At 67.8% G+C, this 22605-nt stretch carries 27 protein-coding genes; 11 read left to right on the forward strand and 16 right to left on the reverse strand.

The window, feature by feature from the left end; all coding sequences use genetic code 11:
- The first annotated feature begins 54 nt into the window (after nucleotides 1–54).
- Nucleotides 55–729 (forward strand): (d)CMP kinase, encoded by a 675-nt coding sequence (cmk, locus tag ACSVDM_RS27230; RefSeq protein WP_067494413.1) that lies wholly within the window; start codon nucleotides 55–57, stop codon nucleotides 727–729.
- On the forward strand, nucleotides 726–2141 hold the full coding sequence (der, locus tag ACSVDM_RS27235) for a ribosome biogenesis GTPase Der (RefSeq protein WP_181698632.1): 1416 nt from the start codon (nucleotides 726–728) through the stop codon (nucleotides 2139–2141). Before cmk ends, der begins: the two co-directional genes overlap by 4 nt.
- Nucleotides 2142–2181: 40 nt before the next feature.
- Here der and ACSVDM_RS27240 read toward each other — a convergent pair whose 3' ends face one another.
- Nucleotides 2182–2778, reverse strand: a complete 597-nt coding sequence (locus ACSVDM_RS27240; RefSeq protein WP_439268652.1) for a TetR/AcrR family transcriptional regulator — start codon at nucleotides 2776–2778, stop codon at nucleotides 2182–2184.
- A gap of 93 nt (nucleotides 2779–2871) precedes the next feature.
- Here ACSVDM_RS27240 and ACSVDM_RS27245 point away from each other — a divergent pair, with 93 nt between their 5' ends.
- Together ACSVDM_RS27245 and ACSVDM_RS27250 are read left to right on the forward strand one after the other, a co-directional pair.
- A complete protein-coding gene (locus ACSVDM_RS27245; RefSeq protein ID WP_439268653.1) occupies nucleotides 2872–3759 on the forward strand; it encodes an alpha/beta fold hydrolase in 888 nt (295 codons plus the stop codon).
- Between the two features lie 113 nt (nucleotides 3760–3872).
- Complete coding sequence (locus tag ACSVDM_RS27250; protein WP_439268654.1) at nucleotides 3873–4148, forward strand: YggT family protein; 276 nt, start codon at nucleotides 3873–3875, stop codon at nucleotides 4146–4148.
- Here ACSVDM_RS27250 and ACSVDM_RS27255 read toward each other — a convergent pair.
- Entirely contained in the window at nucleotides 4138–5259 is a 1122-nt protein-coding gene (locus ACSVDM_RS27255; protein ID WP_439268655.1) for an ACT domain-containing protein, read from the reverse strand. The genes ACSVDM_RS27250 and ACSVDM_RS27255 overlap by 11 nt on opposite strands.
- Nucleotides 5260–5461: 202 nt before the next feature.
- Between ACSVDM_RS27255 and ACSVDM_RS27260 the strand changes: the two genes are divergently transcribed.
- On the forward strand, nucleotides 5462–6718 hold the full coding sequence (locus ACSVDM_RS27260; protein ID WP_439268656.1) for an aspartate kinase: 1257 nt from the start codon (nucleotides 5462–5464) through the stop codon (nucleotides 6716–6718).
- Between the two features lie 6 nt (nucleotides 6719–6724).
- On the opposite strand, the gene ACSVDM_RS27265 is transcribed toward ACSVDM_RS27260, so the two are convergent.
- Complete coding sequence (locus tag ACSVDM_RS27265; protein ID WP_181698638.1) at nucleotides 6725–7444, reverse strand: GNAT family N-acetyltransferase; 720 nt, start codon at nucleotides 7442–7444, stop codon at nucleotides 6725–6727.
- Nucleotides 7445–8010: 566 nt separating this feature from the next.
- Here ACSVDM_RS27265 and ACSVDM_RS27270 point away from each other — a divergent pair.
- The gene (locus ACSVDM_RS27270; RefSeq protein WP_067639833.1) at nucleotides 8011–8304 is read left to right on the forward strand and encodes a hypothetical protein; all 294 of its coding nucleotides are present in this window, start codon (nucleotides 8011–8013) and stop codon (nucleotides 8302–8304) included.
- On the opposite strand, the gene ACSVDM_RS27275 is transcribed toward ACSVDM_RS27270, so the two are convergent.
- The 4 genes from ACSVDM_RS27275 to ACSVDM_RS27290 all read right to left on the reverse strand — a co-directional run bounded on the left by ACSVDM_RS27275 (nucleotide 8280) and on the right by ACSVDM_RS27290 (nucleotide 10269).
- A complete protein-coding gene (locus ACSVDM_RS27275) occupies nucleotides 8280–8435 on the reverse strand; it encodes a hypothetical protein (RefSeq protein WP_157104676.1) in 156 nt (51 codons plus the stop codon). The two genes, ACSVDM_RS27270 and ACSVDM_RS27275, sit on opposite strands and share 25 nt — an antisense overlap.
- A gap of 12 nt (nucleotides 8436–8447) precedes the next feature.
- On the reverse strand, nucleotides 8448–9179 hold the full coding sequence (locus ACSVDM_RS27280) for a metallophosphoesterase family protein (protein WP_067493979.1): 732 nt from the start codon (nucleotides 9177–9179) through the stop codon (nucleotides 8448–8450).
- A gap of 5 nt (nucleotides 9180–9184) precedes the next feature.
- Nucleotides 9185–9997: a nucleotidyltransferase gene (locus ACSVDM_RS27285; protein ID WP_439268657.1), complete on the reverse strand. Its 813-nt coding sequence runs from the start codon at nucleotides 9995–9997 to the stop codon at nucleotides 9185–9187.
- Nucleotides 9998–10068: 71 nt separating this feature from the next.
- Complete coding sequence (locus tag ACSVDM_RS27290) at nucleotides 10069–10269, reverse strand: hypothetical protein (RefSeq protein WP_067493983.1); 201 nt, start codon at nucleotides 10267–10269, stop codon at nucleotides 10069–10071.
- Between the two features lie 179 nt (nucleotides 10270–10448).
- Between ACSVDM_RS27290 and ACSVDM_RS27295 the strand changes: the two genes are divergently transcribed.
- Complete coding sequence (locus tag ACSVDM_RS27295) at nucleotides 10449–10943, forward strand: DUF6328 family protein (RefSeq protein ID WP_439268658.1); 495 nt, start codon at nucleotides 10449–10451, stop codon at nucleotides 10941–10943.
- Between the two features lies 1 nt (nucleotide 10944).
- Here ACSVDM_RS27295 and ACSVDM_RS27300 read toward each other — a convergent pair whose 3' ends face one another.
- Nucleotides 10945–11358 carry a low affinity iron permease family protein gene (locus ACSVDM_RS27300; RefSeq protein WP_439268659.1) on the reverse strand — a complete coding sequence of 138 codons (414 nt, stop codon included), beginning with the start codon at nucleotides 11356–11358 and terminating at the stop codon, nucleotides 10945–10947.
- A gap of 143 nt (nucleotides 11359–11501) precedes the next feature.
- Between ACSVDM_RS27300 and ACSVDM_RS27305 the strand changes: the two genes are divergently transcribed.
- Both ACSVDM_RS27305 and ACSVDM_RS27310 read left to right on the forward strand, forming a co-directional pair.
- Nucleotides 11502–11735, forward strand: coding sequence for a hypothetical protein (locus ACSVDM_RS27305; protein ID WP_067493989.1), 234 nt, complete (start codon nucleotides 11502–11504; stop codon nucleotides 11733–11735).
- 20 nt (nucleotides 11736–11755) lie between these two features.
- Nucleotides 11756–12211 (forward strand): SRPBCC family protein, encoded by a 456-nt coding sequence (locus ACSVDM_RS27310; protein ID WP_439268689.1) that lies wholly within the window; start codon nucleotides 11756–11758, stop codon nucleotides 12209–12211.
- A 3-nt stretch (nucleotides 12212–12214) separates the two neighbouring features.
- Here ACSVDM_RS27310 and ACSVDM_RS27315 read toward each other — a convergent pair whose 3' ends face one another.
- The gene (locus ACSVDM_RS27315) at nucleotides 12215–13198 is read right to left on the reverse strand and encodes an NAD(P)H-dependent oxidoreductase (protein ID WP_439268660.1); all 984 of its coding nucleotides are present in this window, start codon (nucleotides 13196–13198) and stop codon (nucleotides 12215–12217) included.
- 98 nt (nucleotides 13199–13296) lie between these two features.
- Between ACSVDM_RS27315 and sigJ the strand changes: the two genes are divergently transcribed.
- Nucleotides 13297–14184 (forward strand): RNA polymerase sigma factor SigJ, encoded by an 888-nt coding sequence (gene sigJ / locus ACSVDM_RS27320; RefSeq protein ID WP_439268661.1) that lies wholly within the window; start codon nucleotides 13297–13299, stop codon nucleotides 14182–14184.
- On the opposite strand, the gene ACSVDM_RS27325 is transcribed toward sigJ, so the two are convergent.
- Nucleotides 14181–15032 (reverse strand): SDR family NAD(P)-dependent oxidoreductase, encoded by an 852-nt coding sequence (locus ACSVDM_RS27325; protein ID WP_439268662.1) that lies wholly within the window; start codon nucleotides 15030–15032, stop codon nucleotides 14181–14183. The genes sigJ and ACSVDM_RS27325 overlap by 4 nt on opposite strands.
- A 52-nt stretch (nucleotides 15033–15084) precedes the next feature.
- On the opposite strand from ACSVDM_RS27325, the gene ACSVDM_RS27330 reads away from it, so the two are divergent.
- A complete protein-coding gene (locus ACSVDM_RS27330; RefSeq protein ID WP_247606902.1) occupies nucleotides 15085–16059 on the forward strand; it encodes an alpha/beta fold hydrolase in 975 nt (324 codons plus the stop codon).
- Nucleotides 16060–16085: 26 nt separating this feature from the next.
- On the opposite strand, the gene ACSVDM_RS27335 is transcribed toward ACSVDM_RS27330, so the two are convergent.
- The 6 genes from ACSVDM_RS27335 to ACSVDM_RS27360 form a co-directional block, all read right to left on the reverse strand.
- Nucleotides 16086–16676: a dihydrofolate reductase family protein gene (locus ACSVDM_RS27335; RefSeq protein WP_439268663.1), complete on the reverse strand. Its 591-nt coding sequence runs from the start codon at nucleotides 16674–16676 to the stop codon at nucleotides 16086–16088.
- Entirely contained in the window at nucleotides 16673–17467 is a 795-nt protein-coding gene (locus ACSVDM_RS27340) for a metalloregulator ArsR/SmtB family transcription factor (RefSeq protein WP_439268664.1), read from the reverse strand. The genes ACSVDM_RS27335 and ACSVDM_RS27340 overlap by 4 nt, the downstream gene beginning before the upstream one ends.
- A gap of 98 nt (nucleotides 17468–17565) precedes the next feature.
- Entirely contained in the window at nucleotides 17566–17739 is a 174-nt protein-coding gene (locus ACSVDM_RS27345) for a CsbD family protein (RefSeq protein WP_067494014.1), read from the reverse strand.
- Between the two features lie 99 nt (nucleotides 17740–17838).
- Nucleotides 17839–18555 (reverse strand): HAD family hydrolase, encoded by a 717-nt coding sequence (locus tag ACSVDM_RS27350; protein ID WP_439268665.1) that lies wholly within the window; start codon nucleotides 18553–18555, stop codon nucleotides 17839–17841.
- Nucleotides 18552–20879 (reverse strand): glycoside hydrolase family 65 protein, encoded by a 2328-nt coding sequence (locus tag ACSVDM_RS27355; protein ID WP_439268666.1) that lies wholly within the window; start codon nucleotides 20877–20879, stop codon nucleotides 18552–18554. Before ACSVDM_RS27355 ends, ACSVDM_RS27350 begins: the two co-directional genes overlap by 4 nt.
- Before the next feature lie 33 nt (nucleotides 20880–20912).
- Complete coding sequence (locus ACSVDM_RS27360; protein ID WP_067494021.1) at nucleotides 20913–22391, reverse strand: sugar porter family MFS transporter; 1479 nt, start codon at nucleotides 22389–22391, stop codon at nucleotides 20913–20915.
- Nucleotides 22392–22605 lie beyond the last annotated feature (214 nt).

Here is a 22605-nt window from a genome sequence, read left to right on the forward strand (position 1 = left end):
TCGGTGGAACCTGCCCAGGGCAGGCTCGCCGGCGACGGCACGCTCGTCGTCGCCATGGACGGCCCGTCCGGCACCGGCAAGTCCAGTGTGTCGCGCAAGCTGGCCACCCGCCTGAACGCCCGTTACCTCGACACCGGTGCCATGTACCGGGTGGCGACGCTGCGGGTGCTGCGTGCGGGCGTGGATCTCACCGATGCCGAGGCGATCGCGCAAGCCGTTGCGGCGCTGCCTCTTTCGATCGGCACCGATCCCAGTCACGAGGTCGTCGAGCTCGACGGTGACGACGTGTCGGCCGAGATCCGCGGTGACGCGGTGACCAAGGCCGTTTCGGCGGTGTCGGCGGTGGCGCAGGTGCGCGAGCAGCTCGTCGCCCTGCAGCGTGAGATCGCCGCCGTGGCAGGCCGGATCGTGGTCGAGGGCCGCGATATCGGCACCGTCGTGCTCACCGATGCCGACGCCAAGATCTACCTCACCGCCTCCGCGGAGGCGCGCGCCCAGCGGCGCAATGCCCAGAACATCCGCGAGGGACGCGGCGACGACTACCCGGCCGTGCTGGCCGACGTGCAGCGCCGCGACACCCTCGATTCCACCCGCAAGGTCTCGCCGTTGCGCCCCGCCGCCGACGCGGTGCTCGTCGATACCAGCGATCTCACGATGGAACAGACCATCGACGAGCTGTATCGCGTGGTGGCCCAGCAGCTTTCGGCCACGACAGGAGGGTCGCGATGATCGAGGACGTACTCGAGGGCGACGGTATCTGGACCGATGAAACCGACTGGGAGATCACCGATCTCGAAGGTGAGGGCGAGGGTGAGGAACACCTCGCCATGCCGACGGTCGCGGTGGTCGGCCGTCCGAATGTCGGCAAGTCGACCCTGGTGAACCGCATCCTCGGCAGGCGCGAAGCCGTTGTCGAGGACGTTCCCGGCGTTACCCGTGACCGGATCTCGTATGAGGCCAGCTGGGCCGGACGCCGCTTCCTCGTGCAGGACACCGGCGGCTGGGAGCCCGACGCCAAGGGCCTGCAGCAGCATGTGGCCCGGCAGGCCGAGGTCGCGATGGAGACCGCCGACGCGATCCTGCTCGTCGTCGACGCCACCGTCGGCGCGACCGCGACCGACGAGGCGGCGGTGCGCAAGCTGCGTCGCTCCAAGATTCCGGTGATCCTGGTCGCCAACAAGGTCGACGATCAGAAGGTCGAGATCGAGGCCGCGACGCTGTGGTCGCTCGGCCTCGGCGAGCCGCGCATGGTCTCGGCCGCGCACGGTCGCGGTACCGGTGACCTGCTCGACGATGTGCTCGCCGCACTGCCCGAGACCCCGCGCGAAGGCACGGGTGTGGCCGGGCCGCGCCGGGTGGCGCTGGTCGGCAAGCCCAATGTCGGCAAGTCGAGCCTGCTGAACAAGCTGGCGGGCGACGAGCGTTCGGTGGTCCACGATGTCGCGGGCACCACCGTCGATCCGGTCGACTCCCTGGTGGAGCTGGGCGGCAAGGTGTGGAAGTTCGTCGACACCGCCGGTCTGCGCCGCAAGGTCTCCAATGCCACCGGCACCGAGTTCTACGCCTCGTTGCGGACCAAGTCGGCGCTCGAGGCGTCGGAGGTGGCGATCATGCTGATCGACGCCTCGGTGCCGATCACCGAACAGGACCTGCGGGTGATCAGCCTGGTCGCCGACTCCGGTCGCGCGCTGGTGCTGGCGTTCAACAAGTGGGACCTGGTCGACGAGGATCGCCGCTACATGCTCGAGCGCGAGATCGATCGTGATCTCGTGCGGGTGCCGTGGGCGCAGCGGGTGAACATTTCCGCACATACCGGTCGCGCCGTGGCGAAGCTGGTGCCGCAGATGGAGACCGCGCTCGAGTCCTGGGACAAGCGCATCTCCACCGGCCGGTTGAACACCTGGCTCAAGGAAGTCATCGCGGCCACCCCGCCGCCGATGCGCGGCGGCCGTCAGCCCCGCGTCATGTTCGCCACCCAGGCCAGCACTCGTCCGCCGACGTTCGTGCTGTTCACGACCGGTTTCCTGGAGGCGGGTTACCGCCGCTTCCTGGAGCGTCGCCTGCGCGAGGAGTTCGGGTTCGACGGCTCGCCCGTGCGTATCTCGGTGCGCGTGCGCGAGAAGAAGGAACGCAGAAAGTAGTTCGATCCGACAAGCCCCGGCGTATCCCGCCGGGGCTTTGTCATGCGTCGAAGACGCGATCGAGCAGGTGATCCACCAATTGTGTCGCGCGCGTGGCGTAGTCGTCGTTGGTGAGCATGCCCTGCGCGAGTCCGCCGAGTGCGAGCAGGATGACCTCGGCGTCGCCGCGGACCACTGACTCGTCCGCCTTCGGGCCGCGCGAGGCCCGCAGCTGGTCGGCGACCGCGTCGACGATGTAGTTCGGCGCTCCCGCGGTGTCGGCGGATCCGATGTCCGGTCCGGTCAGCGCGGCCGCGTGGAAGATCCCGAGGATGACGGCGTTCTGCCTGCTCGGTTCATCGAGGGGGAGTAGTCCGAGCAGGATCGTCCGGACGATGTCGCGTGGTCCGGCGCCAGGCGCGAGCCCCGCCAGTCCCGCGCCCAGCCGAGCGCCGGAATCCGCCACCACCGCGCGATGCGTGGCGAGCAGGAACTCCCGCTTCGTGCCGAAGTAGTACTGCACCGACCGCACCGACACCCCGGCCTCGGCGGCGACGGACTGGAACGTGGCCGCGTCGAGCCCGCCCCGTGCGATCACCCGCCGCGCGGCATCGGTGATCACCCTGCGGCGCTCGTCATGGTCGGCCAAGCGTGGCACCCTGCCTCCTTCGTCTGTACCGGTGAATCTTTATGGTACGCCCATACCATCTATGTGGTACGTTGATATCATCAACGAGGAACAGGGGTGGTCATGGCCAAGATCGGGCGATTCAAGAACGACGCCGCGCGCGAGGAGTATCTGCGGACCTATCGGGAGCTGGAGAAGCAGTGGCCCGTTCCGTCGGAAATGCTCGACATCCCCACCTCCTTCGGCATGACGAAGGTCCGCAAATCCGGTGCGGGGCAGGGCATTCCGTTCGTGCTGATGCACTCGCTCGGCGGGAACAGCCTGATGTGGAGCCACGTGGTCGAGGGCTTCGCCCGCGATCACGTGGTGTACGCGCCGGAGATGATCGGGGCACCGGGTCTCAGTGTGCAGACCGCGCCGATCGACGAGACGAAGTTCGGTGCGTGGTTGGGTGAGGTGCTCGACGGACTCGGTGTCGACCGGGTGCATCTGGTCGGCTACTCACAGGGTGCATGGCAGGCGATGGCTGTCGCGACCACTCAGCAGGCGCGACTGGCGAGCCTGAGCGTCGTGGAGCCGAGCGGCACCTTGACCAAGATCAAATGGAGCCTGTTGTGGATGATGCTTCGCGTCGGTGCCCGGCCGACGGACAAGAATCTGCGCGCGATGAACGCACGGCTCAACCCGGGCGTCACCCTGACCGACGCCGAATTCGCCGGTGTGAAGGCGGCTCTCGGGTATGTCCCGACGATCGGCTATCCGAAGATGTTCACCGACGAGCGTCTCGCGACGATCACGACACCGACCCTGATGCTGCTCGGGTCGGAGTCGTTGGTGGTCGATCCGCAACTGGCCGAGCGTCGCGTGCGCGACAACCTGCCCACCTGCGAGGTCGAGATCTTCCCCGGTGTGGGGCACGGGCTCTTCTATCAGATTTCCCGTCGGGTGACCGCGCGCATCCTGGACTTCGCCCGCCGCTACGAACACACCGACGCACGCCACGCCGAGTAACTGCCCTGTCCGGACTGATAATCCGCTGAGAACGGTGCATAGTGGACACCTTGGGGGCGGCTGAGGCGTTGTTTCGGTAAGAGGTCGACGGTGGCCTCCGGAAGGAGTGCGTCATGAGTCTCATCGGAACCCTGCTCGGGTGGGTACTGACGGTGTTCTTGGTGCTGTTGATCGCGCGGATGGTGGTCGACTGGCTCGACACGCTCGGCAATCGGTCGCCGTGGGTGGGGAAGGTCCGGTCGGTGACCCATGCGGCGACAGAACCGGTGATCGCGCCGGTGCGCAAGGTACTCAAGCCGGTTCGGCTCGGCGAGGTCTCCATCGACCTCGCCTTCACCGTGGTGTTCATCGCCGTGCTGGTCCTGCGGGCGGTGGCGTTCAGCCTGTGACCGGCGCACCTTCGACCCGCCACCTGGTGAGCACCGCGCTCACACAGGTGGCGTCGGTGAGGGCGTCGACCGTGTCGGCCAGCGCCGATTCGCGGGCGCGGTGGGTGAGGACGATGAGGTGGGCGTCGTCGCCGTGGTGTTCCTGACGCACGCGCTCGATGCTCACCCCGTGGTCGGCGAAGATCGAGGCCACCTGCGCGAGGGCGCCCGCGTGGTCGGTGACCCGCAGGTTCAGGTAGTAGCGGGTGGGAATGTCGCCGAACGGCGCGACCGGTAGCTCGGCGTAATACGAGGCGCGTGGAGCCCGGCCACCGTTCACGCGGTTGCGCGCCGCGCTCACCAGATCACCGAGCAGTGCCGAGGCGGTGGCCCGCGTCGCGTCACGACCGGAGAACATCAGTCGCCCGGCGCCCTCGGCATCCACCGTCACCGCGCTGAACGGCGCCTCCACGTGGGCCAGCGGGTGCGCGGCAGGCAACAGTGCGGGATGCACCCGTACCGAGATCCATTCCTTGCCACCGTCTTCGGGCTCACTGATGCGGGTGCACACGGTCAGCTGACGCAACCGCAACGACAACGCGTCGGCAGCCGCCAGGTCGTGTGCCGGCGCCACCCCGAACTCCTCGAAATGCACGTCGGTGACCTCCACCCGGGTATGGAAGGCCAAGGTGGCGAGGATCGCCGCCGCGTGCGCGTCGGCCGCGGCGAAGACGCCGAGCACCTCGCGCACGCGATCGCCCGACAGCGACTGTGTGAGCGGCCGAACCACCGGCACCCCACCCGCCACGGCGGCCTCGAAACACAGATCCGCCCCGAATTCCTCGGCGGCCGACATTAATTCGGCACCGTGCGAGGCGATGAGCGCGGTATTCGCGGTGACCACCGATCGGCCCGCCCGCAACGCGTCGAGGACGGCGCCCAGGCTCTCGGTGGTCGCGGTGGTGTCGACGACGAGATCGGCCGCGTCCGTGACGAGGGTCAATCGCGCCCCGGCTCGTGCGCTCAGTTCGTCACCGGATTCGGCGATGATCCGCACCACCTCCCCGGCCTGCGCCCCGGTGCCGAGCACCGCGACACGCAACGAACGGGAACGAAAGTGCCGAGTAGCCATCCGAATTCGCCTAACGCCGAGAACCGCCGAACATCGGAGCCGACGCACGTGCGCCACCCCCATGCCGCCAGTATCGCGCCAGAAACGGCACGGCGGCACCACTTTTCGCGTCACAAACCACCCAGCCACGCCCGGATTGCCGGGATACTCGACGGGAGTTACCCGCGAGTACCTCGCGGGCGAGCAGGGAGAGGACAGCGGGATGGCCCTGGTTGTACAGAAATTCGGTGGCTCGTCGGTCGCGACCGCGGAGCGCATCCGCCGGGTCGCCGAGCGGATCGTGGAGACCAAGAAGCAGGGCAACGACGTGGTCGTCGTGTGCTCGGCGATGGGCGACACCACCGACGAATTGCTGGATCTGGCGGGTCAGGTGGCACCGGCACCGCCGCCGAGGGAGATGGACATGCTGCTCACCTCGGGTGAGCGGATCTCGAACGCGTTGGTGGCCATGGCCATTCATTCCCTGGGCGCGGAGGCGCGTTCGCTCACCGGTTCACAGGCCGGGGTGATCACCACGGGTGCGCACGGCAACGCCAAGATCATCGAGGTGGATCCCGGCCGGGTGCGGCGCGCTCTCGACGACGGCGAGATCGTGCTGGTCGCCGGCTTCCAGGGCGTGAGCCAGGACAGCCGTGACGTCACCACACTGGGTCGTGGTGGTTCCGACACCACCGCCGTCGCCCTGGCCGCCGCGCTGCACGCGGACGTGTGCGAGATCTACACCGATGTCGACGGCGTGTTCACCGCCGATCCGCGCATCGTCGGCGACGCCCAGAAACTCGACCAGGTCTCCTACGAGGAGATGCTCGAGATGGCGGCGTGCGGTTCCAAGGTGCTCATGCTGCGCTGCGTCGAGTACGCCCGCCGCTATCAGGTCCCGGTGCACGTTCGCTCGTCCTACACCGACACCGTCGGCACCACCGTGTTCGGTTCGATGGCCGACATCCCCGCCGATCAGGCCGTGCTCACCGGCGTCGCGCACGACCGCAACGAGGCCAAGGTGACCGTGGTCGGCGTGCCCGACGAACCCGGCTACGCCGCGCAGGTGTTCCGGGCCGTGGCCGATGCCGAGGTGGGCATCGACATGGTCGTGCAGAACACCGGAACCGGCCGCACCGACATCACCTTCACGCTGCCCGCCGCCGACGGCGACCGCGCGGTCGCGCTGTTGCGCTCGCGTCGTGCCGAGATCGGCTTCGCCGATGTGCGCTACGACGACCGCGTCGGCAAGGTATCGCTCATCGGTGCGGGCATGCGCAACAATCCCGGTGTCACCGCGACCTTCTGTGAGGCACTGGCGGCAGCGGGCATCAATCTCGACCTCATCGCCACCTCCGAGATCCGCATCTCGGTGCTGGTCCGCGACACCGAGCTCGACGAGGCGGTGCGCATCCTGCACCGCGCCTTCGACCTGGGTGGGGCCGAGGTGGCCGTCGTGCACGGCGGAACGGGACGCTGACCTGGTTCAGCCGATCGAGGCGGTGAGGGCGCGCAACGCCTCGGCGGTGGCGGGGATGAGCGGCGCCCGCCGTTGCGCGGCGCGAGCGGCCAGTTGTTCCATGATCCGCTCGCGCACCCCCGGCCATTCGTCGCGCAGGATCGAATAGAACGCGGTGTCGCGCACCTCGCCGTCGAGGCCACGGGAATGGGCCCGGCGTACACCGTCGCTGACCGCGCCGAGCCGTTCGATGGCCGCCCGGGAGCGCAGGTTGCGGGCGTCGGCGCGCAGGGTCACCCGCCGGACTCGCCACGTGTCGAAGGCGTGGGTGAGCAACAGCAGCTTGGAGTCGAGATTCACCTGGCCACCGCGCACGGCGGGGGTGAGCCAGGTGTTGCCGATCTCCACGGCGTCGGGAATCGCGCCGCCGGGGGAGGCGGTGACCGGTTCGGCCGACAGCGGCCAGGTGAGCGGACCCTGCCAGTAATCCAGGCGGGTGAAGCGGGTGGCGCCGACCACGCATTCGTCACCGATCATGACGATGGCGAAGGCCAGCGCCGAACCCGCCAGCTGGGCGGCCTCGGCCTGGAAGACATACGTGCGCGCTTCCTGTTCGCCGTGCGGGACAACGGTGAACCCCGGCTGTCCGCGCAGCGCCTGCGCGGCCGCTGCCAGACCGGGAACATGGTGGGGTGCAAGGGGTTCCAGCCGTACGATGCGGCCGTCGAGGATAACGGGTGCGGGCATGGTGACCGGCGTCCTTCGTTTGAGAGGGTCACCGAATCACGAGGCGTGGATCCTCACGCGGCACATGATTCGGCGAAGCGACACGAACGATCCAGCAGCATCGAAAAGAAACTGGATGGACGATAGCCGAACGTGCGCCGTTCAAACACTCGAACGCACCCGTATGTCGCGCGCGTGTGCACGACACGAAATGGCCCCTGATTCGGGTGTCGCCGACTCGGTCCGGTCACAAACCGCTCCGCTGTCTGTCTCGGGGAACGTTTACGCACCTCAGAGGCTATAACGGTTCTATAAATCACATGATTGTCGGCTTGCTGGGCAATTGTCCAGAATTGTCGGACTATTCCAGTTCGAACGCCTATTCCTGGGAAATGTAACAACCGTTATCGCTTCGTGTCGAACACGCATTCGATGTGACCCAGATCACATGGTCTGTTATCCTCCGGTTAGACCTGGCACGCTCGATATTGCTGAGCGTTAACCGTTTGTGATCACTGCGTGCGCCACCTGCGTGGTTTGACCTACCGGCTGTGTCGGGACGGCCGTCCGGAAGGGAGCTCGTGACTATGAGCAGCATCTACTTCGAATCGAACAGCAACCTGTCAGTTACCAGACGTGACCGCCGCGTCACCGACGACGCCATCGCCCCGCTGGCGCTCCCGAGCCTCGTGCTCGGCATGTTCCTGGTCGGCCTCGGCCTGATCGCGCTGCTTCGCCTCGGCGACTGGTTCGCCAATTACGGGCCCGAACTGGTCATCTCCGCCTATGCCCTCTACATGGCCGCGTCCGGTTGGCTGGTGGTCTGGAGTGCGGCGACCGTCCGGTCGCAGCGCGGTCACGGACCGGCCGGGTCGTCCTGATCGTCGCGGCCCGCCGCCGCGAGTGCCTCCGACAGTTCCCGGCGCAGACGCTGCGCCGTTGCCTCGTCGCCCGCGTCGGCGGCCGTGGTGATGTCCTGGCGTAGCTGGGCGATGGTGTCCTGCGAAACCATGAGAATCCTCCTTCAGATGTATGCCGACGACGTGGCGGGCGCCAGGTCGTAGACGGCGTATTCGGTGCCGATCACCGGCTGGGCGACATTGCGCACCCGGATTCCGCCCGGGGTGGTGCCGCGTTCGGTGCCCGCGTGGGCGTGACCGTGGACCGCCAGGTCGGCGCCGCACGCATCGATCGCCTCCCCGAGCAGGTAGGAGCCGAGAAACGGGTAGATCTCCGGCGGCTCGCCGTGCAGGGTGTCCGACACGGGCGAGTAGTGGGTGAGCGCGATGGTCACGTCGGTGTCGAGCCTGCTCAGCGCCGTGTGGAGCTGTTCGGCGAGCTCGACTGTGTGGGTCGCGAACTCGCGCATCTGCGGTTCGCCGAACGCGCTCGCGCACTTGCCGGCGAACCCGCCGCCGAAACCCTTGGTTCCGGCGATGCCGAGCGTGCGTTCACCGATGGTGAGCACCGTCGAGGTGCCCTCGAGCACGGTGATGCCGTGCGCGGACAGCAGCGCGCTCATCTCCTGCTCGCGGTCGCTGTGATAGTCGTGATTGCCGAGCACCGCCACGACCGGGACGTCGAGATCGCCGAACTCGCTCGCCACCACCTCCGCCTCTTCGATGGTGCCCAGGCGGGTGAGGTCACCGGCGAGCAGCAACACATCCGCGTGCTCGGGCAGCCGTTCGAACACCGGCCTGCACCGACCACGCGAATCCGCGCCGAGATGCACATCGCCTACCGCCGCTACTCGCATCCCGCTCACCTCAGCACTTCCGGTTCGGCCGGTTCGGCGGGTCTGCGCACCCGCACGTCGTTGTGGACCCGCAGGTCACCGATCCGCTCGTGCAGCACGGCCTCCAGCGCCCGCCTGCTCTGTTCGTCGGCGACCTCGCCGGTGAGTACGACGACATCGGAACGCAGCGTCACGTGCACACTCATCGTCGCGGTCCGTGGATCCTCGGCGAAAGCGCGGCGCAGGTTGGCGACCACGTACTGCGGTGGTTCGGCGGCAGGCGCGGGTGGCACGTGGTAGACGCCGAGGTCGTCGAGCAGTCCCAGAAATGCCCGCGCGTAAGGCGATTCGGCCGTGTCGCGGTGCACCCGGCCCCAGTCGATCTGCTCGCGCAGGGCGCGGGCGACCTCGAGCAGGCGGGTGAAATCGAGACGGTGCGCGTCGAGCACCATGAGTTTGTCTACCAGCACGTCGGTGGCGGGCAGCACCGGTGCGGTCGCCGGGCCGACCGACATCGACTCGGCACGGTCGAGCAACTCGTCGTCGACGGTGCGGTGGTTCGTGCGGAAGATCAGGTCGACGAGGATCTCCCCGTCGTAGACCTTTGTCAGCCAGTTCTCCGGCGGGTCGACGGGCCGTAAGCCCTTGGCCGCCAACGCGTCCCGCGCGGCATAGGCGTCCTCGGCGCGGAGGAAGATGTCCACATCGTGATCGCTGGCCGGACCGCCGTGCGCGTACACCGCGCAGCCACCGGCCACCGCGAAGCGAATGCCGTTGTCGTGCAGGGTGTTGACCACTCGGGTCAGCGTCTGCAGCAGGTCCGAGATCTCGGCGGTCATCAGGCCACCACCTTTCGCCGGGGACACCCCGGGCCCGGCATCGTGCCAGGCCCGGGGTCGGTAGCAGAGAGTCAGCGGCCGCCGTGGCTGTGCTGACCGCCCTCGCGCTTGGCCTCGGTGGGCTGCGCCTGGGCGCCCTTGCGGCCTGCCTCGCGCGGGTCGGCGGAATTGCGATCGCCGAAGCTGCCGCTGCTGGCGTGGCCGCCACGGGCCGCCTGCTCCTGGGTGTCGTTTCGGTTGCCGAACTGTCCAGGGTTGTTCGGGTCAGGCATGGATGCCCTCCTCGTGTCGTCTGGTCTTCTGGCATGTGGCCGTTGTTCTCGACCACACCGTCGCACTACCCGGCCGCGCGCCGCTCAATCACGGGTACGCCGGTCGGTAGCGGGATTCGGGCGGTGTGCGCCGGGTATGCGCACCAGGAGGGCGTCGGCCCGGGCGACGAGGAGCGGTGATGGACGGCGATGACACCGACTGGAATCGACGGGTGCGTGGCGAGAACACCATTCAGCGTCTCGACCGCAACTGGGCCTCCTTGCTGCAGGAACTGCGGGTGCTGCAGACCGGTGTGCAGGTGCTCACCGGTATCTTGCTGACCTTGCCGTTCCAGTCCCATTTCGACGCCCTCAGCACGGAATTGCGGGTGGTGTACCTGGTCGTCGTCACCGCATCGATCGCCGCGACCGCCCTGCTGGTCGCCCCGGTGGCGTTGCATCGGCTGCTGTTCCGCAGGCACCGGCTCGATGCCCTGGTCACCGGCGCGCACCGGCTCGCGCTGGGCGGTATCGCCCTGCTCGGGGTGGCGCTCACCGGCATCGCGGTGCTGATCTTCGATGTGGTGGCCGGGACGGTGGCGGGCATCATCGCCGGGGTGGTGGCCTCGATCACCTTCCTCGCGCTGTGGGTGATTCAGCCGCTCGTCTACCGGAAGGGGCCGGAGACGGACTGAACTATTCGCTGCTCTCGCGATCTTCCAGTCCCACGGCGTCGGTCAGTTCCTCGCGTTCCCTGGACAGGGCCGGATACTCGTTGCTCAGCTCACCCATCAGCGCGGCGAGACCCGCGGCGAGCGCGTTGAGCTTGTGCTGGGCGGCGTCGTCGTTGCGAGCCTGGGTGTTCTGCAGCAGCGCCACGAGCAGGAAGGTGACGATGGTGGTGGCCGTGTTGATCACCAGCTGCCAGGTGTCGATGCTGGGGAACAGGAACACCGAGGGCGCCCAGATCAGGACCAGCGCGAGGCAGGCGGCGAAGAACCACGCCTTGGACGCGAAATTGCTTGCCGCCGTGGCGAAACGGTCGAAGAAGGTCTTGTGGTCGGAGATGTCCGAGGGCATCGTCGCCTTGTTCGACCTGCTTGCGGACATGTCGACCACCCACCTTCACCGGTTCGGGCAATGAGCTCTGTGATCGGCGAATATCCGTTTCGCAGGATTTCAACCAAAAGGTCGGTTCGGTTCGGCCGCACCGGGTAAACGCCCGCTGTCCACCGATCCGAAAGAGGTGAAGCATGGCCGTCTGTGAGACGTGTGGCAACGACTACGCGCGCGCGTTCACCGTGAGCCGCGACGGGCAGAGCTGGACATTCGACAGCATCGAATGCGCGGCATCGAAGCTGGCCCCGGACTGCGCGCACTGCGGATGCCGGGTTCTCGGCCACGGGGTCGAGGCCGGACAGACCGTCTTCTGTTGCGCCAATTGTGCCCGCCGCGCCGGGCACGACGCCCTCGTCGACAGCGTGTAGGAGGAGCCGTGCACGACGACATGATCTGGGTGCAACTCACCGTGCCCGCCGGAGTGGACGACGTCTTCGCGGTGCTCGCCGACGGGTGGTCGTATTCGGGGTGGGTGGTCGGCGCCTCCCACATCCGCCGCGTCGACAAGGGCTGGCCCGCGGTCGGCACCCGCATCCACCACAGTGTGGGGCCGTGGCCGCTCGTCATCGAGGACACCACCGAGGTGCGGGCATCGGAGGCACCGCACATCCTGGAACTCGACGCGCGGTTGTGGCCGATGGGCGCGGCCGTCATCCGCTTCGAGCTGCGCGAGGTCGCCCCGGCCACCACCGAGGTGCGGATGGGGGAACTGGCCGTGCGTGGGCCGGGCAAGCTCGTCCCACGCGCCGCGCAGGAGTTGCTGCTGACCCCACGCAACCGCGAAACCCTCGACCGGCTGTCGGACCTGGCCGTCGGCAGGAGCCGCGCCGCGGCCGGCGGCTGACCGTCAGGGCTCCAGGTCGGTGAGCGCCTTGCCGCTCGGGATATCGAGCGGCACCGAGACCTGGTCGTGGGCGATCAACCAGCTGCCACCGACCTTGCGCAGGCACAGCGTTGCGCGCACCCACATGCCGTCGGTGACAGCGCCGTCGCGCAGTGTGCCGCGCAGCCTGCCGAAACCGTGCCCGTACGCCACGTCGGTACCGGTCGTGAAGGTCAGGTCGCGGAACTCGTAGCTCAGGGTGTCGAACACCCGGAACACTCGCGCCCAGTTCTCCAGCTTCGCAGCCCTGCCCCGGTGTTGCAGGGGCGGCTCGATATCGAACGAGACAGCGTCCTCGGTGTAGAGCGCGCCGACGCCGTCGAGGTCCTTGGTCCGCAGGCACTCGACCAGCCGGTCGATCTGTGCGCGGATCGCGGCGGTTTCGTCGGCAGGCCGCCGCAGTGGCGCCAGGGCTGTTGTCCACGCGACGAGCTGATCGAGCGTCTTGCGCAACGCGAGGTCGTGGTGCTCGCGCGCGACGAAGGTCGTGGCGTTCTCGAAATCGGTGAGTACGCCGATCGAGACCGAATGGCCGATGTCGGCCATCCCCAGCGTCCCGCACACGGTGCGCAACTGCACCACCGAGCGGGCGCCGCCGTTGACGCCGTACCCGACGAAGGCGACAGTCTTGTCAGTCCATTCCGCGAACGCGTGGTCGAGGGCGTTCTTCAGGACGCCGGGGACGCCGCCGTTGTACTCAGGAGTGACGATGACGAACCCGTCGAACGGGGCGATCCGGGCGGCCCAGGCGCGGGTGTGTTCGTTCTCCGACGGGCCGAACATCGGGGGCAGTGTCTCGTCGAAGTGGGGGAGCGGGTGATCGCGCAGGTCGACGAGCTCGAATTCGGCGTCGCCGCGTCGCGACGCCGAATCAAGAACCCACTGCGCGACCTGGGCTCCGTTACGGTTGGATCGGGTGCTGCCGAGAATGATGCCGATTCTGATCATGCCCTTCCGACGACGCGGACGCCGGAAATGTCAGGCCTCACAGATCGGGGCGCTGTTTCGTCGGTCATGGTGAGGGAACCGACCGCGAGGAGCCGATCATGACCGACCCCCACCTGTCCGAGGTGATGAGTGAGCGCCGCCAGTTGCTCAATCTGGCGTACCGGCTGCTCGGATCGCTGGCCGAGGCCGAGGACGTGGTACAGGAGACCTATGCGCGCTGGTACGCGATGAGCGAACAGCGTCGCGCCGAGGTGACCACGCCCGTCGCCTGGCTGACGACGGTGGCGGGACGCATCTGTCTCGACCTGCTCGGCTCCGCCCGCGCCCGCCGGGAACGCTATGTGGGCGAATGGATTCCGGAACCCGTCCCCGGCCGCTCCGACTTCTTCGGCGGTACCGCGGCGCCCGACCCCGCCGACCGGGTGACGCTCGACGAGTCGATCAGCATGGCCTTCCTCGTCGTGCTCGACTCCATGACCCCCGCCGAGCGGGTGGCCTTCGTGTTGCACGACGTGTTCCGCTACTCCTTCGCCGAAATAGCCGAGGTGGTGGGGCGCACCCCGGCTGCGTGCCGTCAGCTCGCCTCGAGCGCCCGCCGTCGCATCGACACCTCGCCGCGCCCACCCGAAACCGCGCGCGCCGAGGTGGTGCGGAATTTCAAACGGGCCTGGGAGGCGGGCGATATCGAGGGGCTCGTCGGGTTGCTCGACCCGGCCGCGGTCGCGACGGCGGACAGCGGCGGACTGGTCCCCGCCTTCCTGGAGCCGCTGGTGGGCAGCCGCGAGATCGCGACGACGTGGATCCACATCGGCACGCGGTTGTCGACGGTGGTGCTGGTGGAGCGCATGGTGAACGGGCAGCTCGGTCTGGTCGCCGAGGCCGACGGGAAGGTCATCTCGGTCTACTCGTTCGACATCGTCGACGACCGGATCAGCCGGATCTGGGTCATGCGGAATCCGGAGAAACTGCGCGCGTGGAGAGGCTAGGGGTCGTTGCGGGGAATGCGGCCGTCGAGGTCGGTGAATCCGTACTCCTCGGCCAGATCGGCGACCTTCCACGCCTTTCCGGTGCGCGCGAGCCGGTCGGGGTCGGCGGCGAGGGCGACTACGGCCCGGCCGGGAAACCGCGGTGTTTCGGCGGCGTTCAGGTCGAAGGTTCCCTCGCCGGGCAAGGTCACCAGGCGGCGGCCCTGGTCGTCGGCGGGAACCATTTGCAGCAGTTCGGTATTCACGATGCCGGGCCAGAGGGATACCGCGGTGGTCGCGGTGCCGTCGAGATCGTGGGCGAGGTCGGCGGTGAGCCGGTCGAGGGCGGTCTTGGCGACCCCGTACACCGCGTTGTGCAGGTAGCGCTGCGAACCGGGGGAGGAGACGTTGACGATCAAACCCTTCGATTCGATCAGCAGTGGCGCGGCGAAAACGCTTGCCGCGTAATGGGATCGGACGCCGATGTCGAAGGTCTCGTCCCAGGCCGCAGGCGGCACCTCCCAGAATTTGCGGCCGAGCCAGCGGGCGGCGGCGGGGGAGTTGTAGACATTGTTCACCAGCACGTCGAGGCGCCCCTGTTCGGCGCGCACCCGCGTGAACAGGTCCTCGACCGCCCCGTCGTCGCGATGATCGCAGACCACCGCCACGCCGAGCCCACCGAGGGCGGTCACCTCGGCGGCGGTGTCGTGCACGGTGCCGGGGAGCCTGCCCGCGGTGGTCGTGCGGCCGGTGACGTACACCGTCGCCCCCGCCGCGCCGAGTTCCTGGGCAATGCCTTTGCCGATGCCGCGGCTGGCTCCGGTCACTACCGCGACCCGTCCGCCGAGAATCTTGGGTGTTCCGCTCATGGCCTCGGGACACTACCTTGAAATAGGAACACGTTCTAGATTCTTGGAGGCGCTGGTGGAACTTCGGCATCGATTCCTGGACGCCGGCGACGTCCGGCTACATGTGACCGAGCAGGGGCAGGGGTATCCGGTGGTGTTCTGCCACGGCTTCCCGCACACCGGCTATATCTGGCACCGCCAGCTCGCGGCCGTCGCCGAGGCCGGCTTCCACGCGATCGCGCCCGATCTGCGCGGCTACGGACGCACGCAGGCGCCCGACGACGTGGAGGCGTACACGAATGCCGCCGTGATCGGCGATCTGCTCGCCCTCCTCGACGACATCGGCGCGCGGCAGGCGGTTTTCGTCGGCCTCGACTTCGGTGCCCAGCTGGTGTGGGAGTTGTCGTTGCGTGCGCCCGAACGGGTGGCCGCCGCGGTGGTGCTGAACAATCCCTTCGCACCGCGCCCACCCCGCCCGCCGTCCGATTTCTGGACCAAGGCCGCTCAGCGCCACTTCCTGCACCTGTCCTATTTCCAGGAACCCGGTCGGGCCGACGCCGAACTCGCCGAGCGTCCCCGTGAATTCCTGGCCAGGGTCTACTACTCGCTCTCCGGGGACTACCACTACCTCGACACCTGGAAGAACCCGCCGGGGCTCGGCTATCTCGATGTCCTGCCGAAAGCGCCCGACCTGCCGTGGTCCTGGCTCAGTGAGTCCGAATTCGACACGCTGGCCACCGAATTCGAGCGCACCGGGTTCACCGGCGGCCTCAACTGGTATCGCAACCTCGACCGCAACTGGCACCTCACCGAGTCGCTGGCCGGCCGTCCCGTCACCGTCCCGACCTACTTCCTCTACGGCGAGAACGACCCCGACATGGAAGGTTTCAGCGGCCGCGACCCGCTGGCCACGCTGCGCGCCAATGTGACCGATCTCCGTGCGGTGGTGCAGGTTCCGGGTGCGGGGCACCTGGTCCATCTGGAACGCACGGACCCGGTGAACGAGTTCGTGCTCAGCGCGCTCGGTGACGTGGCGCCGCGGCCGTAGCGGTCGGGGTCGGGGTCGGGGTCGGTTCAGCGTGCGCGGTCGTACACGAGGGCGAGCTCGCCGGATGTACCGGCGGTGTGGCTGGTCAGTGTCCACCGGGAAGCCGGCAGCCCGTCGGTGAAGAACAGCGCGCCGCCCCCGGCGATCTCGGGAACGATCATCAGATGCAGGCGGTCGATCAGATCGGCGGCGAGCAGGTCGGCCACGATCGTCGGACTGGTGTTGACCAGGATGTCGCCGGTGCCGGAGCTCTTCAATTCGGTGATCACCTCGGCGGCGGGCGCGTTCACGACGCGCGTTCGCTCCCAAGGTGATTCGGTGAGCGTGCTAGAAAGCACCACCTTGTCCACGTCGACGAGCCACTTCGCGTAGGCGCGGTCGCGCGGGTCGGCGTGCTCGTCGGCGGCGACGGTCGGCCAGTAGCCGAGGAATCCCTCGGCGTTGCCGCGCCCGAGAACCGCGGTTGTGGCGTCGGCGTGAATTCCGCTGAGGTAGTCGCGGGCGGTTTCGGTGCTCGCGTAGGTGACGATGGCGCCGAGATCGGCCGGGCCGGCCGGTCCGTGGTAGCGGCCGTCGAGGGTGAGGCTGATGTTGGTGGCGACGCGGCGAGTGCTCATGATCGGGCTTTCCTGTCGAGGTTGTCGAGGACCTGGGACCAGCCGGTTTCGATACCGGCGATGAAAGAGGCTGCCGCCACCGTGGTTTCGGCGACGACGAGGTCGAGCCGGAATCGGGTCCCGGACCCGTCGTGCTCGAAACCGAGGGTGTAGTGGCCGGTGAAGGAGACTTCGCCTGCCGCGTCGAGTACCGACAGGTCGAAGGCGAGGCGGTGGGGTTCGTCGGCCTCGACGACTCGTCCCGTCGACCGGTAATGCCCACCGTCGTCGTCGCGGTAGTCGAGCACCACCCGGCCGCCGGGAAACGGCTCGATCCGGCAGTCGGTGATGGTCATCGACGGCGGCACCCACCACTGGGCGAGCAAATCCGGATCCACCCAGTGCCGCCACAGCACCTCGGGCGCGATCCCGAACGTCCGCTCGAAGGTGAAGCTGCGCCCGTCGGCCCACCGATCATGCTGTGCTGCGGCGGTTTCGGCTTCGATAGCGGCCAGATAGCGCTCCACCACATCCCGCTCGTCGGCGTGCTCCTCGATGGTCGCGAGCATCGCGCGCAACCGATTGTCGAGCTCCCGCAACGGGCCGGGTTCCACGGCGTAGACCCGCCGCTGCCCCAGCGGGAACACCGAGACGAGACCCGCCTTGGCGAGCGTTTGGAGGTGCTTGGTTGTCTGCGGCTGACGCAACCCGGTATGGGTGGCGAGTTCGCCGACCGACCGAGGCCGCTGCGCGAGAAGTTCCACGATGCGCCACCGTGCGCTGTCGCCGAGTGCGGCTGCGATCTCTTCCATGGCCAGAAGTATTCACCATGAAGAATATTCCTGTCAAGGAATACAACTGTGGCCCCCGCTTGTCAGCTGGGGGCCACAGTGCGAAAAGGGGAGCCGGATCAGTCGCGGAAAGCGTCCTTGACCTTCTCGCCGGCATCCTTCAGGTTGGACTTGGCCTGGTCGCCGCGGCCCTCGTTCTGCAGATCGCGGTCGTCGGTGGCCTTGCCGGTCGCTTCCTTGGCCTTGCCGGCCAGCTCTTCGGCCTTGTTCTTCGCCTTGTCTGCCAAGCTCATGGCATTCCTTCCGGACAGAACGCTCGACCACAGGTGATCGATGGGCCATCCTTGGGACCCACGGGGCGTCTACCCGGGGCCACCGAACGCAAACAGGGCCTAGGTGAGAAGGTCGGCCAGATCACCGATCACCACATCGGCGCCCGCCGCACGCAGGGCGGCCGGGCCCGTGCCGCGATCGACCCCGATCACCCGGAAACCGCCGCGACGACCTGCCTCGACGCCCGATACCGCGTCCTCGATGACGATCGTCTCGGCGGGCTCGACACCCAGTGCTCCGGCGGCGGCGAGAAACATCGCCGGATCGGGCTTGCCGGCGAGCCCGTCACGCTCGGCGACGGTGCCGTCGACGATCACCGCGAATCTGTCGAGCAGGCCGGCGGTGTCGAGCACCAGCACCGCGTTGCGCGAGCTGGAAACCACTCCCATCGGAATCCGAAGCGCCGCAAGGGCGTTGACCAGACGCAGCGAGCCGTCGAACACGTCGACCCCGTCGCGGTGCACGATCTCGGTGAATCGCCCGTTCTTCCGGTTGCCGAGGCCGTGCACGGTGGCTGCCTCGGGCACGTCGTCGACGGTGCCGTCGGGTAGTCGCAGCCCGCGCGAGGACAGCACCGCTCGCACGCCGTCGATCCGTGGTTTGCCGTCGACGAGGTTGTAGTAGTCGTCATCGGTGAACGGCGCGACCTGTGGTGGCAGGAACTCGGTGAACAGCGTGGTCCACGCGCGGCGGTGCACGGCAGCGGTATCGGTCAGTACCCCGTCCAGGTCGAACAGCACGGCGGCGGCCTGCTGTACGGCCACCCGCTCGGTCATGAGGCGACGCTTTCGGGCGCACGCACCTCGACGACCTCACCCGGCCCCACCTGCACGGGATCTCCCCACACGCTGATGTTCTCGGCGGGGCCGTCACCGATCAGCTCGAACCGGGCGTCGTGGTGGCCGAGATCGGCGCGCACCACTCGCCCGCGCCAGTGCACCGAGAACCGCAACCGCTGCCACGACGAGGGCAGCGCGGGGGAAAACCGCAATCCGTCGCGGGTGGCCTGGAACCCGCCGAACCCGTGCGTGGCGACCTGCCAGGTGCCCGCCGCCGACGCGATGTGGATGCCCTCTTCCGTATTGCCCTGATTGTCGTCGAGATCGACGAATGCCGAACGGCCGAAATATCTTTCAGCCGTGTCCGCCTCGCCCACCCGCAAGCCGACGATGGCATGGATGGAGGGACTCAGCGACGACTTGTGCAGTGTGCGCGCCTCGTAGAACAAGTAGTTCTGCCTGCGCGTCTCGAGCGAGTACTCCTCGGGGAGCAGATGCATGAGCATCACCACGTCGGGCTGTTTGAGCAGTGACGTGTCCTCACAGTTGAAGTGGTCGAAACCCGCCGGGTATCGCGGCATGTCGTTGTCGTCCCATTCGGTGATGGGGACGACGGTGCGCTCGAAATAGCCGTCGAACTGCTCGATCACACCGCAGTCGGGGTCGACCGGCACGCGGATTCGCCGGGCCGCATCGACCCACTGCTCGGCTTCGGCTGCCGACAGCGCCAACGGTTCGGCATGGGCGGCAAGCAGTTCCGGCTGTTCGGCGGCCATCCGCCGATAGACCGCCGCGGCCTGTTCCAGGTGCCAGCGCACCAGCCGGTTGGTGAAGGCGTTGTTGTCGACGTGGGAATGGAATTCGTCCGGCCCCATCACCGTTCGCAGCACCAGCGCGTCGCCCTCGGGTTCGCATCGCTGTACCCAGTAGCGGGCGGTCTCGAACAGGATCGGCGCGCCCTCGGTGAACAGGTACATGTCGTCACCGGTGACCCCGGTATAGCGGATGACGGCGTACGCGACATCGGCGGTGACGTGCAGTTCCTCCTCCCTGGTGTAGAAGCGGCCCGAGCCGTCGTGGGTGTACTGCGGGCATTCCTCGCGGCCCGTGTCCGCCGATTCCCACGGAAAGCGGGCTCCGGTGGCGCCGTTGTCGGCAGCGACCTCGCGGGCGCCGGGCAGGGTGTGGTGGCGGTAACCGAGCAGGGCACGAGCCGCCCGCGGCTGGGTGAACAGGTAGAACGGCAGCAGCATGATCTCGGTGTCCCAGAAGACGTGGCCGCGATACCCTTCGCCGGACAGGGATTTGGCGCCGATGCTCACCGTGGGGTCGTCAGGATTGGCGGCGATGAGCAGGTGATAGACGGCGAAGCGCAAGGCCTGGGTGACGCGGTCGTCGCCGACCACCTCGCAGTCCGATTCGGCCCACAACCGTTCCCACGCCGCCGCGTTCGCAGTGCACGCCTGGTCGAAATCGGTGACCCGCGCGACGGTCGCTCGCGCCCGATCGCCCGGTGCCGCAGCGGCTTCCGGATCACGACTGGTGGCGACGCCGACGAATTTGTCGACGCCGACCGTCTCGCCCGCCGCCGCGGCGAAGTCCACTTCGACCGCGATCGACTCGTGACTGCGCACCTCGACGCGGCGTTGCGGTGTGGTCGGCAACTCGGTACGCAACGCGTAGGCCAGGTCGACACCGCTGTCGATCGTCCGGCATTCGAGCATTCCCACGCCATCGGTGAATCCGGTTCCGGTGGAACGTAAGTGGGTGGACAGCGCCCACTTGTCCCACTTGCGGTCGTACCCGAACTCGGTGTCCTCACGGTAGGTGGGCAGTCGCTCGCGATTGCGCCGGTGCCCGTCGATTCCGGTGCGGATCGTCACCGTGGCCGCGCGATCCAGTGCGGTCACCCGAACCCGCAGGCAGCACAGATCGCGATCGGCCATACTCGCGAAACGTTCGGTGCGCAGCACGAATCGCGCACCGTCGGGCACCGCGAAGACGGTCTCGCGGGTGAGGACTCCGCGGCGTAGGTCGAGCTCGCGGTGATGGCTGAGCACCGCCGCCGATTCGGTGTCGAGCCGGGCTCCGTCGGCGAACACCTCGGTGACCAGCCAGTCCGGCGCGTTCACCAGGTCGACGACCGGTGCGTCGAAGGCGTCGTACACCCCGGCCAGAAATGTGCCGGGCAGCGAGCCGGTATGCCGCTCCTCGAGCGAGCCCCTGGTGCCGAGGCGGCCGTTACCGACGGTGAAGATGGTCTCGAAATAGTTGGCGCGGTGCGGATTCCATTCGTTCTCGACAACGGTCCACGGGTTCATGGCGGCCCTCCGGGAGGTGATCGAAGGTGCGGATCAGGCGGTCGCGGTCGGATGCTGGTAGCCGGTGGCCTCGTCCATGTCCTCGAGCGATTTGCCCTTGGTCTCGGGCACGAACCTGGCGACGAACAGCAGCGACAGCAGCGCGAACACCGCGTACATGCCGTAGGCGAAACCCAGTGAGAACGTCTTAAGGCTGGGGAAGCTCACCGTGATCGCCCAGTTGGCCGCCCACTGACCGGCGGCGGCGAGCGAGAGGGCCGCTCCGCGAATGCGATTGGGGAACATCTCGCCCAGCAGCACCCAGACCACCGGACCCCAGCTCATCCCGAAGAACACCACGAACAGATTGGCCGCGACGAGCGCGAGGACACCGGGAACACCGGTCAGGTGCGGTTCGAGCACCCCCTCGGCATTGGGCACCTGCGGCGCGGTCCCGAAGCACACCGCCATGGTGGCCAGGGTGATGGTCATGCCGATGGAACCGGTGAGCAGCAGCGGTCTGCGCCCGACCTTGTCGACCAGCATGATCGCCACGATGGTTGTGGCGATATTGACCACCGAGGTGAACACACTGATCTGGAACGAACTGGACTCCTCGAAACCCACCGCTTCCCACAGCACGTTCGAGTAGTAGAAGATCACGTTGATGCCGACCGCCTGCTGGAACACCGAGAGCATCAGGCCGATCCAGACGATCGGGTAGATCTTGCCCGCGGGATTCTTCAGATCGCGCCACGACGGTTTGGTCTCACCCTCGAGGCTGTGCTCGATGCGGCCGATGGTCACCTCGAGGTTGCGCTGGCCGAACAGCGTCGACAGCACGCTTCGTGCTTCGGGAATCCGATGGGTCGCCACGAGGAAGCGCGGGGATTCGGGGATCGTCGAGGCGAGCAGGCCGTAGACCACGGCCGGAACCGCCATCGACAGGAACATCCACCGCCAGGCTTCGAGCCCGAACCACAGCTGCTCGCCCGCGCCGCCGGCCAGATGGGCCAGGACGTAGTCGACCAGCAGGGACAAGAAGATACCGAGGACGATCGCGAGCTGTTGCAGCGATCCGAGCCGGCCGCGGATGTTGGCGGGTGAGGTCTCGGCGATGTAGGCGGGCGCGATCACCGAGGCCACGCCGACGCCGAGCCCGCCGATGACGCGGCCGAGTACCAGCACCCACAGGTCGGGGGCGAAGGCCGTGCCGATCGCACTGATCAGGAACAGCAGGGCGGCGATCTTCATGACCTTGATGCGGCCGATGCGGTCGGCGATGCGGCCCGCCGTCATGGCACCGGCCGCGGCGCCGAGCAGTGCTGAGGCGACGGCGAAGCCGAGCGCGGCGTCGGCGACGTCGAATTCGTCCTGAATCGCGGCCACCGCGCCGTTGATCACGGCGCTGTCGTAGCCGAACAGCAAACCGCCGAGCGCCGCTACCGACGCAATGCGGACGACCTGCCCATTACTCGCGGAGTCGCCGTCCGGTAGGTCCGGCCGGTCGGTTGTCGCGCCACCCTCATGCATCGGTCCGATCCTCTCCGCGGCGAGACGAGTGCCTCGCGGGCCGACCGTGAACGCAGGTCACGGCCAAGCCATCCGAATGGAACTGTGTACAGGCGGAACTCTCCGCCGATTGTCGCACTCCCACAGGCGCACCGGCCGTCACGCGCGCCGCGCCCGGGCGAGCCGTCGTCGTATTCGACCGGCCGAATTCGGGTAAAGCGGGCAACGAGGCCCG

It is taken from the genome of Nocardia sp. JW2 (assembly GCF_051843015.1).
GTDB lineage: Bacteria > Actinomycetota > Actinomycetes > Mycobacteriales > Mycobacteriaceae > Nocardia > Nocardia coubleae.